The organism is Brevibacterium aurantiacum (assembly GCF_900169065.1).
Classification (GTDB): domain Bacteria; phylum Actinomycetota; class Actinomycetes; order Actinomycetales; family Brevibacteriaceae; genus Brevibacterium; species Brevibacterium aurantiacum.
On sequence record NZ_FXZB01000033.1, the window covers coordinates 1 to 16,474 of the forward strand.

General features: G+C 63.1%; 13 protein-coding genes and 1 riboswitch. Of the genes, 6 read left to right on the forward strand and 7 right to left on the reverse strand.

The window, feature by feature from the left end; genetic code table 11:
* Positions 1–216, forward strand: a 216-nt coding sequence (locus tag BAUR9175_RS19545; RefSeq protein WP_219618418.1) for a hypothetical protein, incomplete at its 5' end; no start/stop codon positions are given.
* A 465-nt stretch (positions 217–681) separates the two neighbouring features.
* On the opposite strand, the gene BAUR9175_RS17260 is transcribed toward BAUR9175_RS19545, so the two are convergent.
* A complete protein-coding gene (locus BAUR9175_RS17260; RefSeq protein ID WP_101584697.1) occupies positions 682–1,986 on the reverse strand; it encodes an MFS transporter in 1,305 nt (434 codons plus the stop codon).
* 101 nt (positions 1,987–2,087) lie between these two features.
* On the reverse strand, positions 2,088–2,564 hold the full coding sequence (locus tag BAUR9175_RS17265) for a MarR family winged helix-turn-helix transcriptional regulator (protein ID WP_096163012.1): 477 nt from the start codon (positions 2,562–2,564) through the stop codon (positions 2,088–2,090).
* A gap of 166 nt (positions 2,565–2,730) precedes the next feature.
* Positions 2,731–2,859: riboswitch (FMN riboswitch) on the forward strand.
* A 114-nt stretch (positions 2,860–2,973) separates the two neighbouring features.
* Between BAUR9175_RS17265 and ribD the strand changes: the two genes are divergently transcribed.
* The 5 genes from ribD to BAUR9175_RS19230 all read left to right on the forward strand — a co-directional run bounded on the left by ribD (position 2,974) and on the right by BAUR9175_RS19230 (position 8,205).
* Positions 2,974–4,044 carry a bifunctional diaminohydroxyphosphoribosylaminopyrimidine deaminase/5-amino-6-(5-phosphoribosylamino)uracil reductase RibD gene (ribD, locus tag BAUR9175_RS17270; protein ID WP_101584699.1) on the forward strand — a complete coding sequence of 357 codons (1,071 nt, stop codon included), beginning with the start codon at positions 2,974–2,976 and terminating at the stop codon, positions 4,042–4,044.
* 42 nt (positions 4,045–4,086) lie between these two features.
* Positions 4,087–4,851 carry a riboflavin synthase gene (locus BAUR9175_RS17275; RefSeq protein ID WP_101584701.1) on the forward strand — a complete coding sequence of 255 codons (765 nt, stop codon included), beginning with the start codon at positions 4,087–4,089 and terminating at the stop codon, positions 4,849–4,851.
* Positions 4,844–6,208: a 3,4-dihydroxy-2-butanone-4-phosphate synthase gene (gene ribB, locus BAUR9175_RS17280; protein ID WP_101584702.1), complete on the forward strand. Its 1,365-nt coding sequence runs from the start codon at positions 4,844–4,846 to the stop codon at positions 6,206–6,208. The genes BAUR9175_RS17275 and ribB overlap by 8 nt, the downstream gene beginning before the upstream one ends.
* Before the next feature lie 130 nt (positions 6,209–6,338).
* Complete coding sequence (ribH, locus tag BAUR9175_RS17285; RefSeq protein WP_009881739.1) at positions 6,339–6,809, forward strand: 6,7-dimethyl-8-ribityllumazine synthase; 471 nt, start codon at positions 6,339–6,341, stop codon at positions 6,807–6,809.
* Positions 6,810–7,623: 814 nt separating this feature from the next.
* A complete protein-coding gene (locus tag BAUR9175_RS19230; protein ID WP_141322694.1) occupies positions 7,624–8,205 on the forward strand; it encodes an endonuclease domain-containing protein in 582 nt (193 codons plus the stop codon).
* 134 nt (positions 8,206–8,339) lie between these two features.
* Here the strand turns inward: BAUR9175_RS19230 and poxB are convergent, their stop codons facing one another.
* The 5 genes from poxB to BAUR9175_RS17315 all read right to left on the reverse strand — a co-directional run bounded on the left by poxB (position 8,340) and on the right by BAUR9175_RS17315 (position 16,467).
* On the reverse strand, positions 8,340–10,055 hold the full coding sequence (gene poxB, locus BAUR9175_RS17295; RefSeq protein ID WP_009881741.1) for a ubiquinone-dependent pyruvate dehydrogenase: 1,716 nt from the start codon (positions 10,053–10,055) through the stop codon (positions 8,340–8,342).
* A gap of 193 nt (positions 10,056–10,248) precedes the next feature.
* The gene (locus tag BAUR9175_RS17300; RefSeq protein ID WP_083248866.1) at positions 10,249–13,050 is read right to left on the reverse strand and encodes a DEAD/DEAH box helicase family protein; all 2,802 of its coding nucleotides are present in this window, start codon (positions 13,048–13,050) and stop codon (positions 10,249–10,251) included.
* A 57-nt stretch (positions 13,051–13,107) separates the two neighbouring features.
* Positions 13,108–13,845, reverse strand: coding sequence for a class I SAM-dependent methyltransferase (locus tag BAUR9175_RS17305; RefSeq protein WP_101584704.1), 738 nt, complete (start codon positions 13,843–13,845; stop codon positions 13,108–13,110).
* 184 nt (positions 13,846–14,029) lie between these two features.
* Positions 14,030–15,193 (reverse strand): MFS transporter, encoded by a 1,164-nt coding sequence (locus BAUR9175_RS17310; protein WP_009881744.1) that lies wholly within the window; start codon positions 15,191–15,193, stop codon positions 14,030–14,032.
* Positions 15,190–16,467: a Wadjet anti-phage system protein JetD domain-containing protein gene (locus BAUR9175_RS17315; RefSeq protein ID WP_101584706.1), complete on the reverse strand. Its 1,278-nt coding sequence runs from the start codon at positions 16,465–16,467 to the stop codon at positions 15,190–15,192. Before BAUR9175_RS17315 ends, BAUR9175_RS17310 begins: the two co-directional genes overlap by 4 nt.
* Positions 16,468–16,474 lie beyond the last annotated feature (7 nt).

Sequence of the window (16,474 nt, forward strand, 5' to 3'; positions counted from 1 at the left end):
GAGACGGTGGCCGTGGGCGACGGAATTCGCACGACTCTGGCACGCGGCTCTGAGCCCACCTACACGATCATTGTCCTGACCGATTCGCTCCTGCTCGAGCACGACGCCGCAGGGTCTGGAGGAGACCCCGGGGAATCATCTATGTGGAAGAGACCGGTGAGAGACCGGGACACTACTTCCTGCCCTCGCGCCGCGTTCGCACTCGAATCCGAGTGAGCCCCTTGCCATCAAGCGAATCGGTGGATCAAGGCTTAACGGCCTGGCCGAACGACGCACCATAGAGAGGGAGGGACAGGTCTTCTGGGCTGGCAGCTCCGCGAGGCTGGCCGCCGAATCCACCAGCGCCTGGGCCCATTGCTCCTGGACCTGTGGCACCGGGGCCTGCGGGATATGCGTTGTTCGCGTCGTAGGACATGGTGACCTTCGTGGTAGGAAAAATATCGTCTCTGCACAGGAAGTGCGATATCAATTGTGCTACAGAGTGACCGGAATCCTCGCATTCGCGGTGTTCCAGATCTGGAACGTGAAATGAACAGTGTGTATCTATGGCCCATCGATACCGTTACGGCGATGCCATGACGCGACAGACGCCCGAGAGGATCAAGCCTCTCGGGCGCCATCAACGCTTCGCTTCAGACGAACGCTCGGAACAGGAGATCCCTCTCCCGCAACGCTCTCACCTCAGGCATCGCCTCCAGTGATGGCATAGGCCTCATCGACCGGAGCCTCCTCGATGTGACCATCGACGCGACGCAGTGCCTTCCAAGAGACGCTGAGGACCACGACAGCCAGCAGCACGGTAGCCGCACCGAAGAGGTACGGGGCCCCGACGCCAAGGACTTCGGAGACCGGTCCGGCCACCAGCGGAGCAACGGCGCCGCCGATGAAGCGCACACCCGAATAGGTTCCAGAAGCCACCGGTCGGGGCAGATCGCTGGCTTCCATCGCAGACTCGGTGAAGACCGTGTTGAGCACGCCGAGGACCAGTCCGGCGAGGATAACACAGATGATGATTCCGACGAAGGACTCAACGATGAACGACATGACCACGAGGATGGCTGCGAGCGCGAAGAGAGTGGCGACGAGAGTGCGCCGGCGCCCGATCCGCTTAGTCAGGATCGGGGCGCCGAAGACCGAGGTGATCGCCACGCTGATGCCCCAGCCGAAGAAGACGAAGCCCAGGCCCATCGCACCGAAGTTCTCGATGCCCATCTTCGCGGCCGCTGCTTCGACCGGGAATGGGCTGTAGGCGAGGATGATGAAGAATCCGAAGTTGTAGAGCAGTGCGGAGATGCCCAGGGCGAGGATTCCGGGGTGAGCGAGAGCGCGGAAGGTGGCGCTGAGTTTGATGGGCTCGGGGTTGGTCTTCAGACCCGACTTTCCACCGGGGAGAAGAATGACGATCGAGATGAAGCCGATGGCCATGAGGACTGCAGTGCCGAAGAACGGTCCACGCCAGGAGATTCCGCCGAGCAGTCCGCCCAACAGCGGACCGGTGGCGATACCGACGCCGAGCGCGGCCTCATAGAGGATGATCGCCTTCTCAGCACCACCCGAAGCAGCACCGACGATCGTCGACAGCGCGGTGGAGATGAAGAGCGCATTACCCAGACCCCAACCCGCGCGGAAGCCGATGATCTGATCGACGGAACCGGAGAATCCTGCCAGTGCCGCGAATGCGACGATGAGGATGAGACCGATCAGCAGTGTCTTTTTCGCACCGATGCGCGAGGACAGGAAACTCGTGAAGAACATCATGCCGCCGGTGATGAACAGGTAGCTGGTGAACAGCAGCATCGACTGCGACGGGGATGCGTGGAGTTCGGCCGAGATCGCGGGCAGAATCGGATCAACCAGACCGATGCCCATGAACGCGATGACCGCGGCGAACGCGACCGCCCATACTGCTCGTGGTTGACGCAGAATCGATGCTTCCGCGCCCTCCCCGTCTTTCGTCTGTGCTTCATTACCTGGTGACACGCTCATTGCTGTTCCTGCGCACCCTTTCGTCAATATGTTGTGGTTCGCTGTCGCTTGTCTGATGTGATTCCTCGGCTCGATGTGATTGCCGCCGAGGTGGTACGTCGTCAGCCGGTCTGCTCGTCGTCTGGCTGAACCTCATCGGCATCCACCGGATGCTGATCCTGCAGGTATTGCGAGACCAGGCCCAGCGCCCGATGGACGCTGAGTCGGTCCTTGGGAGTCAGAGCCTCGAAGTAGGGTTCCATCCGTTCGGCCAGAATGTTGCGGTTCTCGGCCAACCGCGCCCGCCCGGCATCGGTCAACGAGAACTGCGATGCCCGTCGATCGCTCGCACTGGCCTCGCGCAGCGCATATCCCGCCTCTTCCAAACGGGCCAGAATCTTCGTCGCAGCCGGCTGGGAGCACAGGTAACCCTGCGCGAAATGACCGACCCGCACGGGTTGGTACTGCTCGACCACTCCGAGGCCACGCAATGTGACCAGGTCACTTTCGTCACCGATCACTCGCCTCAGAGCCCTGGTCAGGCGGGAGGACACGACAACGAGGCCAGAGACGAGCTCCGCCGAATCAACATCATCCATAACTCCGGTATATACCTAAGTTATGTAATTTCGCAAGGGCTACATCCCACCTTCGGAGCTGGCGCTGTTCGGGAGAACGCCCCTGGCGGGACTACGGCAGGGCACCTGCGTTTCTCATGTGACGGACGTCATGGCCGCCTCGGCGAGGTGCGTGCTAATCTGTGGTCACATGTTCCGGGGACGGTGAAAATCCGTACCGGCGGTGATAGTCCGCGAGCCGGCTGCATTCGTGCAGATGGTTGACTTGGTGAAATTCCGAGACCGACAGTCAGAGTCTGGATGGGAGGAGCATGGCGACCGCGGTCGCTGTGAGCCGGTGCATCCCAATGCGCTGTCGCACACGTTCGCACGCTCTGATAGTTGCACCCGCAATATCCTCCCTCCCGGCATCGGCTCGGGAGGTTTTTTCATGCAGGCAGAGTTCACCGAACTCGAAACGACCGCGATGTCCGCGGCCCTGCAGGCTGCGCGAAACGGTCACCGGGGCGCGAACCCGCTGGTGGGAGCCGCGATCCTGACGAGGGACTCGCAGATCGTCGTCGGCCATCATGCCGGTGCCGGCAGCCCCCACGCAGAGGTGGACGCCATCACCACGGCCATCGACCTCGGCGTCGACCTCACCGCCTCCACCCTGTTCGTGACCCTGGAACCCTGCAACCACATCGGCCGGACCGGACCGTGCACGCAGGCGATCATCGATGCAGGTATCCCTGAGGTCGTCTTCGCTCTCTCCGATTCCAACGGCGTTGCCGCTGGCGGTGGAGCCACCCTCGCCGAGGCGGGGGTCCGGGTCCGCTCGGGCCTGGGCCATGACGAATCCTCGGCTCTCAACGCCAGGTGGCGTCGCGCCGTCGATGCCGAGCGTCCGTTCGTCACGGTGAAGATCGCGCAGAGTCTTGATGGCATGGTCGCTGCCTCCGATGGGACCAGCCAGTGGATCACCTCGGCGCAATCGCGAGAGCACTCACATGAGTTTCGGTCGCGGGTCGACGGCATCCTCGTCGGCACCGGAACGGTCCTGGCCGATGACCCCCGACTCAATGCCAGGGGACCAGGCGGTGAACCGCTGGAAACCCAGCCGGTGCCCATCGTGCTCGGGCTGACCTCCCTGCCTGAGGAATCTTTCCTCGCGCTCAACCCCGACACGGTTCACCTTCGCACACGCGACATCACTGCAGCACTGGGCGAACTGCATGCCCGCGGTATGCGCCACATCCTGGTTGAGGGTGGGCCCAGCGTGCTCGGTGCCTTCTTCGCCGCCGATGCAGTCGACGAAGTCTTCTGCTATCAGGCTCCGCTGCTGGTGGGCGCGGGGAGATCCAGCTTGTCGGGCTTGAGCACGTCGACGCTGAGTGAGGCGGTCGGTCTGGTTCCCGACGAGACCGCCGAACCTGCAGTCGCGCGGCTCGGTCCCGACGTACTTCTCCACTTCGTCAGCGGCGACACCAGCGTCGGCACCACTGACAACTACACCATCTGACGCACCAACTACTCACTGAACGCACACTCACTCGGAGGGCACATGTTCACCGGCATCATCGAAGAGCTCGGCATCGTCGCAGCCATCGACCACAGGGACGATTCGGCAGTCATCACCATCGACGCCAAGGGACTCGTCGACGACCTCGGCCTCGGCGGCTCACTTGCCGTCAACGGCGTGTGCCTGACTTCGGTCAGGGACGAAGCATCCTCACCGCCCGACAATGCGCCCGGCGAATCGCCGGGTACCTTCACCGCCGAGGTGCAAGGGCCCTTCACCGCCGAAGTGATGGGCGAGACCCTGCGACTGACCGGGCTGGGAGCCTTGCGCACCGGGGACCGGGTCAACCTGGAGAGGTGCACACCCGCCTCGGGGCGCTTCGATGGGCATGTGGTGCAGGGACATGTCGACGGGTGCGGTGAACTGCTGAGCCGCGACGACTTCGACGAGTGGTCGACATTGCGCATCGGCATCCCGAACTCTCTGGCTCCTTACACCGCCACCAAGGGCTCCATCGCCCTCAACGGCGTCTCGCTGACACTGACCGCCGTATCAGAACCCGGCGAGACCAGCGCCTGGGTCGAGGTCGGACTCATCCCGGCCACGTTGACCCACACCACGTTCGGTGATCTGGCCCCCGGCGATCCGGTCAACGTCGAGGTGGATGTGCTCGCGAAGTACACCGCTCGCCTTCTGTCTTTCGGCACAGAGGTCACCGCTCCTGCGGAACCTGCCACATCTGCCGAGACAACCACTCTCTTCAACTCAACTGACAACAGCACTCGACAAGGAGCCGACAATGCCTGATACCGACCCAACCGCTGCGCGGCTCGATCCGATCGAGGACGCGATCGCTGCGTTCGCTGCGGGCCAACCCATCGTCGTCGTCGATGATGAGGACCGCGAGAACGAAGGCGACCTCATCATGGCCGCCGAGTTCGCCGAGGCGGCCACCATGGGCTTCTTCGTCCGTTACACCTCCGGAGTCATCTGCGCGCCCATGGACGCTGAGCGTGCCGCCGCACTCGAACTGCCGCCCATGGTCTCCGCGAACGAAGACCCGAAGGGCACCGCGTACACGATCAGCTGCGACGCGGTCGGCGTGACCACCGGAATCAGTGCCGCCGAGCGTGCCCTGACCGGACGCCACCTTGCCGCAGCAGTCCCCGATCCGGCATCGATCACACGCCCCGGGCACGTCTTCCCACTCATCGCCAAGTCCGGTGGAGTCCGTGAACGTCCAGGCCACACCGAAGCTGGAGTCGAGTTCGCCCGTCTGGCCGGCGCCACTCCCGTGGCGATGATCGGCGAGGTCGTCCATGACGACGGTTCGATGATGCGCTTCGACTCCCTGCGCGAGTTCGCCGATGCCCACAAGCTGGTCATGGTCTCGATCGAAGGACTCATCGACTACCTGAACGAAGCGGAGGCGAACCTCGGATCCGAGACCGAATCAACGGTTCACAGTTCGACGCAAGAAGCGAATGCGAACCCGCGAGCGATCGAAGCCTCGGCAGAAGTTCCATTGCCGACCAAGCACGGGAGCTTCAGAGCCCGCGCATTCACGATCAACGGACACGACCACCTCGGCGTGTTTTCCGGGCTGGACTCTGCCGCCGTTGCCGCCAAGTCGACAAGTCAGGGATCTTCACTGCGCGGGCCTGCACCTCTGGTTCGGGTGCATTCGGAGTGCCTGACCGGGGATGTCTTCGGATCTCACCGCTGCGACTGCGGGGAGCAGCTGGATCTGGCACTGCAGCGCATCTCCGATGAGGGTGGTGCCGTGATCTACATGACCGGTCACGAGGGCCGCGGAATCGGGCTGAGCAACAAACTCCGCGCCTACGCCCTGCAGGATCGGGGGCTGGACACCGTGGATGCGAACCGTGAGCTCGGCTTCCACGACGATGACCGTGACTACCGTGCAGCCGCGGAGATCCTGCGCTCCATCGGCCTGACTCGCATCCGTCTGCTGACGAACAACCCGGACAAGACCCGGGCGCTCGAAGCACTGGGAATCACGATCGAGGCCGTCGTTCCGCTTGAGATCCCAGCGCGGCCTGAGAACTCGAACTACCTGAACACTAAGCGCGAGCGCATGCACCACACGCTGACCCTGCCTTCGGTCGTCGGCACGAGGCCGGCCGACACCGCCGTGTCCTGAGAACCTCGTCGTCCATCGCTGAGAAGCACCATTGCTGATCGGCGCCACTGCTGATCAGGCACTTCAACCGATTCTCACTCATCACCACTGACTTTTCCGGCCATCACGGCCGGCACGAAAGGACAATCCCATGGCACATTCCGGAGCACCCGAGCTCACCGTCTCTGCGGCCGATACTCGAGTCGCCATCATCGCAGCATCCTGGCACACACAGATCATGGACGGCCTAGTCGACGGCGCACAGCGCGCGGCTTCTGAGGCCGGGGCCCAAGCCACCCTGGTGCGGGTCCCAGGAAGCTTCGAGCTGCCCATCGCCGCAGCCCGACTGGCTCCACACTTCGACGCGGTCGTCGCCCTCGGCGTCGTCATCCGCGGCGGCACCCCGCACTTCGACTATGTCTGCCAAGCCGCCACCGATGGGCTGAACCGCGTTGCCATCGACTCCCGCAAACCAGTCGGCTTCGGCGTGCTGACCTGCGACACCGAACAGCAGGGACTCGACCGTGCCGGACTCGAAGGCTCTCAAGAAGACAAGGGCCACGAGGCAATGACCGCGGCACTGGTCACTGCGCAAGCCCTGGCGGAGTACCCGATCGCGTGAAATGTGAAGCGGCCAGTCGCCGCGGCGAACGTGAGCGTGGCTAGTCAGACGGCAGTGGGCGCGACTGGGGCTTCCTACGCCAACGGTTGGTAAGTTCTCTGCGATCCCGAGCTCGGGATCGCAAAGAACTTACCAACCGTTTCAACAAGAGTCCACAAATATGTCGGGATTCCGGTTCGCTGGACCTGCGAAAGTCGACTCATGCGCTTTGCGATGTGGATGAGCCCGAGCTTTGGAGCATTTTGCGACCGAGAGATTCGTGCTGGGGCCGTAAGCAACAACTGCGATAACGGGAACACCGCTCAGGGTCAGCGGAAATCGCTGCTTGAGCCGAGTATGAATCAGTCCACAGCTGGACCTGACTTCGACGTAATTCCCCTGGGGATGCCGGGTCGTTATCCCCAACGCCCCTGAGCCACTTGGAAAGTGTGCCTCTGGCCGCCCGATACTGATCAGCATGTCGTATTGGCACTCGAAACCGATGACGTTCAGGCAGATGCCGACTCCATTCACCCGCGCCGATCTAGCCGCTCGGAAGATCACTTCGTATGCACTGCAGCATGATCCTCGGTATATCCAGCTCGTCCATGGTGTTTGGATCGACAGAACCGAGGACACCGTGGCTCCCACGCCGGTTTGGGCAGGAGTCAATTGGCAGAGAGTTGCGACGCAGCTACGAGGCTTTCGTCTGCGACGCCCCGACGTGGCCGGCACATTCTGGACTGCGGCTCGTCTCTATGGCTTGCCAGTGCCGAACCGAATCCGGGATCAGGATCTACACGTCGCCGGAGACACGGCCTGCACCCGAGTCAATATGCGACAAGTCATTCTTCATCGACATCGTCAGCTCAAGCAGATCGACTTCTTCGACCTGCAATTGGTCACGGTTCCGCACCTTCTCGTCGAACTCGGCTCTCACCTCAGTCTGCTCGAACTCGTGCAATTCGGCGATGCAGCGGTGTCGAAGCGATTCGGCGGCCCGAAGACCACTGTCGAATCGCTTCAAACCGAACTCGCCACTCGCCGCCAGGTCCGCAGCCGCCGAAGGATAGAGAAGGCGTTTTCGCTCGTCCGCCTGACCGTTGACTCTCCTCGTGAGACCTGGCTACGGCTGTGGCTCATCGACAACGGCTTTCCCGAACCTGTAGTTCACCCGCAGGTTCTCTGCCGGATAAAGAATGTGATCCTGCAACCCGATTTGGGATATCCAGAGTTCAAGCTGGCCATCGAGTATGAGGGAGACCATCATCGATCGTCAGCGGGGCAATTCAACACTGACATCGAACGGCAACAACTGTTGGAAGCCGAGGGGTGGACCGTCCTCCGAGTCACGAAGAAGACAGATTTGGCGACCTTTGGGAAACTCCTCAACACCCACCTGAACAATCCTGCCTGAACCTGCAGCCGGGGGCAGATGAATAGGCAAACGGTTGGTAAGTTCTTCTCGATCCGGAGCTCCGGGTCGAGAAGAACTTACCAACCGTTGACGCGCACAGGCTTTAGCGGCAGGCCTCCAGCGGCCAGCGACCCTCAGAACAGCTGGCGGATGTTCGTTCGTGCCAAGTCGATGAGCTCGTCGCCCTTGCCAGAGAGCACCGTGCGGACGGCGTAGAGCGCGAAGCCCTTGGCCTGTTCGGCGGTGATCGTGGGAGGCATGGACAGTTCCTGCCGTTCGGTGACGACGTCGAGGACCGCCGCACCGTCGTAGGCAAGGAATTCCTTGACGACCTTCGGCAGGTCCTTCGACTTCTCGACGCGGAAGCCCTTGATCCCGACCGCCTCGGCGATGGTGGAGAAGTCGGGGTTCGACAGCTCCGTTCCGAAGGTGACGAAGCCGGCGGCCTTCATCTCCAACTCCACGAAGTTCAGCGAGGAGTTGTTGTAGACGACGGTCTTGACCGGCAGTTTGTTCTGCGTCAGGGTGATGAGCTCGCCCAACAGCATGGCAAGGCCACCGTCTCCGGCGAGCGCGATCGTCTGCCGGTCCGGATGGGAGGCCTGGACGCCGACGCTTTGGGACAGGGCGTTGGCCATGGAGCCGTGGCTGAAGGAACCGATGAGTCGGCGCTTGCCGTTCATCGTCAGGTACCTGGCAGCCCACACCACGGGTGAGCCGACGTCGGGGATGAACACGGCATCGTCGTCGGCCATCTCGTCGATGAGGCGAGTCAGGTACTGCGGGTGGATGGTCCGCTTCGACGGGGTTGCGAGTTCGTCGAGATCCTTGCGGGTCTTACCGTAATGCTTGGTCATCGACTTCAGGTGAGCGCTGCTGCGGCTCGGTTTGATCAGCGGCAGGAGCTCGCCGACGGTGTCAGCCACGGTGCCCACCAGACCGATGTCGACGCGGGTGCGCCGTCCGATCTGGGAGCCTCGCACGTCGGCTTGGATGACTGTCGCGTCGTCGGGGTAGAACTGCTGGTAGGGCAGGTCGGTGCCCAACATCAGCAGAGTGTCGCAGTCCTTAAGCGCATGGTAGCCCGAAGAGAAGCCGAGCAGACCGGTCATCCCCACGTCGTAGGGGTTGTCGTATTCGATGAACTCCTTGCCGCGCAGCGAATGCACGATCGGTGCCTGCAGCTTGGCGGCGATGGCGATGAGCTCATCGTGGGCGCCCTCGGTTCCGGCACCGGCGAGGATCGTGACCTTCTTGCTCTTGTTCAGTGCTTTCGCAGCCTCTTCAAGCTGGGATTCTGCGGGGATCACACGGGGCGCATACGACCGGACCACCTCGGCGGCGGCAGAGATATCGGCGAGTCCGACGTCACCGGGGATGACGAGGACCGCGACACCGCGCTTCTCGATGGCCTCACGCATGGCGATGCGCAGCAGGCGCGGCATCTGCTCCGCGGTCGCCACGTGCTCGACGTAGACGCTGCATTCGCGGAACAGCTCGGTCGGGTGGGTCTCCTGGAAGTAGTTCGAGCCGATCTCATCGCTGGGGATGTGAGCGGCGATGGCGAGCACCGGCACACGAGAGCGCTGGGCGTCGTAGAGACCGTTGATGAGGTGGAGGTTTCCCGGCCCGCAGCTGCCTGCACACACGGCGAGTTCACCAGTCAGTGCGGCCTCACCGCTGGCGGCGAAGGATGCCGCCTCTTCGTGGCGGACGTGGACCCATTCGAGCTGCGGGTTGACGCGCAGCGCATCGGTGAAGCCGTTGAGCGAATCTCCGGGGATCCCGTAGACCCGCTTGACTCCGCTGGCCACGAGCGTATCGACAATGTTTCCGGCGACGGTGGGCATAGGATTCCTTCCGTTGGAACACGTGGAGCTCTCACAGCTCCGGGGTGGACCTCCGTCAGCATCCCCGTCAGAGTGCCGACACAGGCTGGTACCGCGGTTTCAGTCTACCCCCGAGGTCAGCGGTCTGCGGGTGTGAAGTCAGAGACAGGTCAGACGGAGCAGGTGCCAATGCCTGAAGCTCACGGTCTGAGGCTCAGCGCCAGGACGTCCGCAGCACTGACGCCAGCTGCATCGGATTCGTTCCGCGGTATGCGGTGAGGACCCCAGCACCCTCCGGGTTCCTCGTGTAGATCGCTTCGCCGCCGCCGATCCACCGGTCCCACGCTTGCGAATACGCCAGCGCCGATTCTCTTCTCGTGCCGAGAGCCGAGGGCACCGCGTGCCAGACCGGGTCACTTTGCTGAGCATTCGACCACCCGAGCTGCAGACGCTCCCACAGTCCGCGCGCTCCCGTCGATGTCTGTGGCAGGGACCAACGAGAAACCAGATACCTTGGGTCGGCGATCGGAGACACCGCCTCGTCGAGGGCGAGCGCGAAGACCTCCGCGGACCGGGCATCCGCATCGAGATGGCACCGCAGGTCCCCGCGCGCGTCAACGCTAATCCGCACAGACTCCGATCCGACCTTGCTCATCCCCACGTTGTGCAGAGCATCGGCGATGGCACCGGCGAGTTGGCCCACCGTCGGCGGCTTCGCATAGAGGTCAGTTCGTCGTTGCCCTGCCACGGACAGCGCCACCGGCAGGCTCACCCAAAGTCCAAGGCCGATCACCGCGAGCACCACACCTCCGCTGCCGCCGAGCGCCACACCCAGCAGCAGGAGAACCAGCCCAAGCCCTATCCAGGGCACGACGGTGGCAGTCCTGATCCCGAACGGCAGGATGTGCCCCGGATCCCCGCCGAGGTGGCGCGGAGCAACGCTGACCTCGTCGTTGCGAATGGGGTCAGCTGAGGTGGGGCCCGACCGTTCCGGGCTTTGATGGTCTGTGCGCTGAAGGATTCGCACCGAGCGCAGTGCCTCGTCTCGATAGTCGCTGCCGACCTGCCATCGCCCGGCGATTTCCCGGCGGTCTTGGGATCGGGCGATCATCCGCGCATTGATCTCGTCGGATAATTCGGTTGCAGGCGGCTCGTAGGGCGAGAAGGCGGAATCGATATGGGCCACGCCGTCGACGACCTCGCCCTCGGAGTCTGTACCGAAGAAGCCGTCGTGTTTGCGCACCAGACGCCCCCAGTCCTGGTCCCCGCGTGGATGATCGGGGCTGACGCAGACGACCGTCCAGTTGAGCGCGACCTTGTGTGCCTGATCTGGGTCTCGCCGCAGTGCGCGGCCGCGGGTCTGCGTCACCGCGGTCGGCGTGGTCGCGGTGCTCAGATCGATCAAGCCGGTGATGGCCGGTGCGTCCCATCCTTCGCCGAGGAGGGCGCGAGTGCCGATGAGCACCTGTGACTGGCCCGTGGTGAAGAAGTCTGTCACATAGGGAACCCACGTTCGGCTGTTCCACGGGCCTTCGAGTCGGCTGATTCCCGCTGCCGGTTCGCTCACACGCAGGCGGGAGGCCAGGGATTCGTCGGATTCGGCGATGCGTGCACGCAGCTCACTGACTACCTCCGGTGCTCCGGCTACGGTCTTGCCGGAGACGAGCAGTGGTCGGAGACCTGTGGTGCGGGCATCGGAGACGAGTGTTTCGAGAACGAGCAGTGCCGAACCGGAGCGTTCGCTGATCACGCCGCTGACGTCGGCGGACAGTGTCGATGTCAGCGATTCAAAGTCGCAGAGGACCAGCATGCGCATGCGTTCTTGGAGGTTGGCCGCCTCGGTGCAGATGATCTCGGTCGTTGCCTGTGGCTTCGCTGCCGAGTAGGCGATGACGCGGTCGACGGGTGAGCGTCCTGCCCGTATGCCGTTCCGGGTCCAGCGGTACCCGATTGCGGGCAGGGCACGACGGATCGCCTCGGCGAGTTCGATGTCTTTGGGGTCTTCGGAGGCCATCAGGTGGTGGCGCATCCAATCGTCGATGAGCAGTGCCCAGTCAGCGGCATCGGGGTTGCGGCGGTGCTGTTCGGCGGGGCTGGCGCCCGGAGGCAGGCGGAGCAGCTGTGCATGGTGAAGCCGCAGCGCAGCCGAGCACAGTTCCGGTTTCGAGCGGCTCATGGCCGCCCAGCTGACAGTCTGCTCTCGGGTGCCCAGGAACCGTCTGTCAACCCATTCGAGGAACGGCACAGTGCCCTGGGTGGGGTCGAGGATGTCGGTGATGAGTTCGGTGAAGCGCACAGCCTGCCCCGACAGCCAGCTGTTCTCCTCGTTCGTCGGGGTCGTCACCCAGACGAGGTCCGCGAACGGTGCGAGGTCGCCTTCGCGTACGACTGCGGGGATCGACGCGGAGTATCGGATGTCGGAGAACAGTCCGGACACCAGCTCTGCCTGTGCTGTTGTCATCGTGCCCGGTGGTGTCGCCGTGAGCCCGAGCACCCAGACGCCGGGCAGCAGGTCGAGAAGTTCGGTCAGCAGGCTGCCCCACACGTCGAGCAGGTGATGGCATTCGTCGAGGATGAGCAGCAGAGGGCCTGCCTCGCCGAGGCGGTCGACGAGTTCGCGACCGCCCGGAGCGAGTTCGTTGAGGAGGCTGTTCGTGGTGTCACGGTCTTCGTCGAAGACGGCCAGTGATTGGTACGTCAGGGCGGTGAACCTGATGGTGAGTTTCCGGTCGAGTCCGGCGGCGTCGGAGCTGTGGCTGTTCCAGGCGTTCGCCCACTGAGTCTGGATCGCAGTGTTGGGGCCGAAGGCTACGACCCTAGCGACGTGCCCGTCGTCGAGAAGGTTCTTCGCGTGTTCGATGCCGACTCGAGTCTTCCCAGCGCCTGGCGGCAGCACGATCCATGACCGGCGAGCATCTTCGGCGACCGAGTCGGCGAGAGCATCGAGAGCTTCGCGCTGGTGCCGACGCAGAGGGGGCTGGCTGTTTCGCGGTTGACGCTCCCCGGAGATCGACATGTTCATCAGTCTAAAACGAGCCAGTGATCAACTGGGCGGAATGCAGCTCAGTTCAGTTCAAGCGGAAGCCACGAACAGCCAACCTCGCCCTGGAGCATAGGGGAGGTCACGCACTTCGACGTCGGCAAACCCGGTTTGCAATAGCGTGCGCTGCAACGCGTCTTTAGTTCTGAATCGCAGAGTCGATGTGGAATTGATTCGCTCGCCATCGCTGCGGAAGATCGTCGGTGAGTCAAAGGTGCCGTACTCATCATCGACTTTGGTGACCTGCTCCCAGGTTTCGACAGGCCCCTCGCCGTCGACGTCAACAACTCGCCAGGTCAATTCTTTGTCCCAGCGTTTCCAGGCACGATCGGAAGGTCGCCTGGTCTCGAAAACCAGGTGTCCTCCTGGACGAAGGCAAGTGCGAATTGCTCGAAGTGTGGCAAGCCAGTCCTCGTCTTCGAGAAATACCTGTGCAACATTCGCTGTCATTGTTGCTAAGTCGAAGTTTCTATGCCGAGTTGGGTCATCAGCGATGTCAGGAGCCTCGGCCACGACGAACTCAGCCAAGTCGGAATCTACCTTTGACAGAGCGACGTCAATAGATGCGGCAGCGGGATCGATACCCAGGACGGAAATTCCAAGATCGACAAGACGGGAGATCAAGGTCCCGGTCCCGCAGCCAACGTCAAGAACGACTCTGGCTCCGAATCCTCTGACTACGTCGACATATGTGTCGAGGTCACCTCGATCCGGGTCAAGCGGATCATAGACTCGAGCAAGCCGCGGATCTGAGAACAATGCATCAGGCACGCAAACAGATTAGCGGCTGGCCGCACTTAAAGGAATCAACCGACCATAGAAGCAACGCATCGTAGGCGAAAATGTGACAACCTATTTGTCACATCAGTGGAACGTGTAAAGAAATCGCCGAATTCTTTACACGTTTCTTTACGTACTCATGTCCGAGTCGCCGGCTCTTACACCTTGGTCCGAATCATGTTTTGGCTGACAGCACCGCCGCCCCAGTCAGCAACGCGGCCATGACGATCGCCATCATCGGATAGCCGCCGACGACTCCGGCGAGAGCCGGTCCCGCCACCGGTGCCAGCGCAGTGCCGGCGGTGATGGGAGCGACGAAGACTCCGTTGATCGCACCGAAGTTCGCAGTCCCCCACCGGTCGGCCACGGCAGTTGCCTGCAGCAGGGTGATGCACCCGCGGACACCACCGGTAATCATCGCTATGCCGATGAGCAGCCAGATGGGTCCGGGCACGAAGGCGAGCAGCCACAGCCCGATCGCTCCGGCGCCGAGCAGCAGCACGGTTCGCGCCCGTGAGCTCGTGAGCCTCTGAAACGTCGGGTAGAAGAATCGTCCGGCTACCTGCCCGAAGCCGACGAGTCCCAGGGCGATCGCGGCGAGCGAGTATCCGGCTCCACGCTCGATGATGAGTGGGATGATGTTGATCGTGACTGCGAAGAGAGTGAAGGTTGCCAGCGCGACGGCGATCTGGAGGATGACGAACTTCGGGGACCGCGTTATGCTGCGGAGCTGCGCGCGTGATGGCACCGTCGAATTCTGCGACATCTCATCGGTCCAGCCACGGTTGAGGAAGAACCAGTGCATCGGCAGAGCCGTCACGGCCAGGATGCCGGCAAGGATGACATACGTCGGTCGCCAACCCCAGGCGTCGATGAGCCAGGCGATGATCGGGGCGAACACCGTTGAGGCGAGACCGCCGACGAGAGTGATCGTTGTCAGCGGCTTGGTTCGCTCGGCCCCGTACCAGCGGGTGACGACAGCAAAGGCCGGCGGATAGAGGGTGGCGGCCTGGGCAAATCCTGCCAACACCCACGCTGCGAAGAAGACGACGAGGTTCGGTGCCACCGCCACGAGCAGCAGCGCCACAATGCCGATGAGGGTGCCTATGCTCATGAGCGTCCTGGGCCCGTGGGCGTCGAGCAACTTACCGACGCGGACGCCGGCGAGCGCGGAGACGATGAGCCCGACGGTCAGTGCCGCGGTCACAGTGGTGTGGCTCCACCCCATGTCGGCCGCGATCGGAGTCACCGCCACCGGAAGGGAGTAGTAGAGCAGACCCCAGCTGCACAGCTCAGCGATGCACAGTGCGGCCAGACCTCCGCGTGGCCGGTCGGTCACCCCTGTTCCCCTGTCATCGGTGCAGACTCCCCCGCCGAGGTGGCTTTCGCTGTCAGTGCGGCGAGCGCGGTGGCCCACGGAATGCGTTCCTGTTCGAGTCGCACATCGCCCTCGGCGCGCAGTCGGGCGAGTGCCCGCGATTCGGTCCCAGTCAGTTCCGGGAACACTCCTGTGTGGGGTTTCGGCTCCTGCACCCACAGGTCTCTGTGGTCGATGAGGGTGGCTTCGTCCATGAGCGTCGAGTCCACGTGCGGCAGGTGCTTGCGCAGCCGCGAGAGAATTGCGAAGCCGTGCGAGTCGAGGTCACCCCAGTAGATGACTCGCGCCCTGTGCGTCCAGGCCAGGCGGGCAACATTGTCCACCGCGTAACCCGAGCCGTGGACAGCCACAGCATCGTCCCAATCGGGCATCGCGAGCACAGATTCGAGATTCTCGAACACGAATACGAGCCGTGGCGCAATTGCCAGCTGGCTCAGTTGGGTCACTGGCGCGGTAATGTCGCTCAGCCCCGACGGTATGAGTTCCGGGTCGAGGATGCGCATCCGAATCCGGGGTTCGGCATCAAGGACGTCGACGGCTTCGGATCGCCCAGTTGCCTCCAGCAATGCTGTGACCAGGGACCTGTGTGTCTCAAACCATTTCGAGTCGACCCCGCGGATAGGCAGCTGGCGTGGCCGCAGGGTCCCCACGGGGTGATCGCGCAGCCATTCGACGACGTCGAGCAGAGTGGTGAACTCGGCCGGGCCCAACCCGAGGATCCGTTTCGCGTGTGCTTTGATCGCCGAGGCGAGAGGATCCACGCTCGCCGCGACATACTCGACCTTCGCCGAGGTGGCCGGGCGCTTATCGCAGAACCGTGATCTGATCGTCGCGGTCCGGTCCCGCAGCCGACGCCACTGTCGTGCCTCCTCACCGCCGACGAAGTTCGCCACAGTCTCCGGAGTTCCAAGCCGCAATCGCAGCGGGACCTGTTGCCGACCGACCCGTGCCCAGGAGCGTTCGGTCCAGTCGATGACCGGATTGTCGGAGATTTTCGGCATCGCGGTGTCGGTATCCGGAGCGAGAGCAGAAGCGGGAGCAGGAGCGGCAATCGTCCGCCAGCTAGCGGCCCATTCCATCGCTGCTCGCTGATCGTCGAGCACTTGCTTCTCCGTCGGCGGGTGCAGGGCGATCTCGAGGACCACAGGGCCGGGCTGGGTGGCCCAGGTCGACATCGACTTGTTCAGGCGGGTACGGGCCTTCGCCCGCGCCTCTGCGACGGTGAGCATCGTCATCGACGCC

Coding starts and splice junctions, on each gene's coding strand:
- ribB (WP_101584702.1), top strand. CDS start 4,844: ATGCCTGATACCGACCCAACCGCTGCGCGGCTCGATCCGATCGAGGAC.
- BAUR9175_RS17275 (WP_101584701.1), top strand. CDS start 4,087: ATGTTCACCGGCATCATCGAAGAGCTCGGCATCGTCGCAGCCATCGAC.
- poxB (WP_009881741.1), bottom strand. CDS start 10,055: ATGCCCACCGTCGCCGGAAACATTGTCGATACGCTCGTGGCCAGCGGA.
- BAUR9175_RS17315 (WP_101584706.1), bottom strand. CDS start 16,467: ATGACGATGCTCACCGTCGCAGAGGCGCGGGCGAAGGCCCGTACCCGC.
- BAUR9175_RS17265 (WP_096163012.1), bottom strand. CDS start 2,564: ATGGATGATGTTGATTCGGCGGAGCTCGTCTCTGGCCTCGTTGTCGTG.
- ribD (WP_101584699.1), top strand. CDS start 2,974: ATGCAGGCAGAGTTCACCGAACTCGAAACGACCGCGATGTCCGCGGCC.
- BAUR9175_RS19230 (WP_141322694.1), top strand. CDS start 7,624: ATGCGACAAGTCATTCTTCATCGACATCGTCAGCTCAAGCAGATCGAC.
- BAUR9175_RS17300 (WP_083248866.1), bottom strand. CDS start 13,050: ATGTCGATCTCCGGGGAGCGTCAACCGCGAAACAGCCAGCCCCCTCTG.
- ribH (WP_009881739.1), top strand. CDS start 6,339: ATGGCACATTCCGGAGCACCCGAGCTCACCGTCTCTGCGGCCGATACT.
- BAUR9175_RS17260 (WP_101584697.1), bottom strand. CDS start 1,986: ATGAGCGTGTCACCAGGTAATGAAGCACAGACGAAAGACGGGGAGGGC.